Origin of the sequence: Moorena sp. SIO4G3, from assembly GCF_010692305.1 — a bacterium.
Taxonomy (GTDB): domain Bacteria; phylum Cyanobacteriota; class Cyanobacteriia; order Cyanobacteriales; family Coleofasciculaceae; genus Moorena; species Moorena producens_A.
In genome coordinates, this window is sequence record NZ_JAAHIG010000707.1 from 1 (window position 1) to 1,684 (window position 1,684).

Genomic DNA, 1,684 nt, shown 5'->3' on the forward strand with positions numbered 1-1,684 from the left:
GTAAGCGTTCAGGGGGTAGAAGAGCCCTCGCCAAAAATGGCAGCGAGAATATGCTAAGGTAAGAAACATGGAACAGCAGCGCCCAAACTATATAGAGCAAGTCCCCTGGTCAGATTGGGAAGAAACTCCAGCCAGTGTCAAAAAACTGGTAGAGGGCATGGCGCAGCAAATTGAAAATTTAGAAAAACAACTGAGGGATATATCGGCAGTTCAGCAACAGCTATTAGAAAAAACCCGACGCACATCAAAGAATTCATCATCGCCTCCTTCCTTTGACCCACCAGGGCTGGAAAAAAAAACACAGAAAAAGAAAAGTAAGAGAAAACGAGGAGGTCAACCAGGTCATGATGGGCATAATCGAGACTTGTATCCAATAGAGCGGTGTAACCAGATCATTGACCATCATCCAACCAAATGCTCCTGTTGTGGAAAAAGACTAAGGGTCGAAGATCAAAACCCCTATCGCCACCAAATAGTAGAGATTCCACCGATTGAACCGATTGTGATCGAGCATCGTTTGCACTCCTTGAAGTGTGGGCAATGTCAGACATCAACCAGGGCTAAATTGCCAGAGGAGGTCAACAGGAGTGGATACGGAGTACGAGTAGTAGCAATGGTGGCACTACTGAGTGGAGTTTACCGCAATAGTCAACGCCAGGTGCAAAGTGCTCTAGCTGACTTGTTTGAGATTTCCATGTCATTAGGAACGGTAAACAAACTCCGGCAAGAAGCAAGCGATGCAGTGGCAAGCAGTGTTGAGGATGCCAAACTTTATATCCAACACTCAAAGGTGGTAGGAGCAGACGAAACGAGCTTTAATCAAGGAAATCTAGATGGGAAAAACCCCAAACAACGAAAAGCGTGGTTGTGGGTGGCAGTCACGCCACTAGTGACATTTTTTGAGATTGCCCTAACTCGTTGTACCTCTGCTTCTCAAAACCTACTGGGTCAAAATTTTGGTGGTATTTTAAACTCAGACCGTCATGGTGCGTATAACTGGGTAGACAAGGAACGTCGGCAATTGTGTTGGGCACATCTGCGACGGGAATTCATTAAAATCTCGGAACGTCCTGGGGTATCTAAAGAATTAGGGACTGCACTGGTTAAACAACAGGAGAAGCTGTTTGAATTGTGGCATCGAGTACGAGATGGCACTTTGAAACGTTGTCAGTTTCAATTGCTAGTCGAGGAGATACGTGAAGCGGTCAAGTTGACTTTAAAACAAGCAGATTCTTACTCGATTGGGTCACAGGAGAAAACACCCCTTGCTAAAACTGTCCGCACTTGTCGCCAACTACTCAAAGTTGAACCAGCTTTATGGTTGTTTGTGAGTGTTGAGGGTGTGGAACCAACAAATAATGCAGCAGAAAGAGCCATCCGTCCAGCAGTAATCTGGCGACGTACCAGTTTTGGTTCTCAGACTCAAGCAGGGAGTGCTTTTGTTGCTCGTATGTTAACTGTTGTGACAACATTGAAGTCCCAGCAGCGTAATGTCTTGGAGTTTTTGACAAATGCAATCAACGCTGCACGCGCAGGTAAACCTGCCCCTTCGTTACTCCCATAGGTAGCTATTTCTGATGACGAACATGAGCAAGAGCTAGTGATCGCAGCTTAATAATTTTATTTCATTATTACTCCTGCCGGGTGTGTTTTTTTGATGATTACACCCCCCCTGAACGGTTAC

Annotated in this window: 1 protein-coding gene; it reads left to right on the forward strand. The window is 45.5% G+C overall.

Annotated features, from left to right (window positions below; all coding sequences use genetic code 11):
- The first annotated feature begins 67 nt into the window (after nucleotides 1-67).
- Nucleotides 68-1,564: an IS66 family transposase gene (locus F6J99_RS44790; protein ID WP_293123836.1), complete on the forward strand. Its 1,497-nt coding sequence runs from the start codon at nucleotides 68-70 to the stop codon at nucleotides 1,562-1,564.
- The last annotated feature ends 120 nt before the right edge of the window (nucleotides 1,565-1,684 follow it).

Bases quoted from the DNA above. Each gene is read 5' to 3' on its own strand.
- F6J99_RS44790 (WP_293123836.1), top strand. From the start codon at position 68: ATGGAACAGCAGCGCCCAAACTATATAGAGCAAGTCCCCTGGTCAGAT.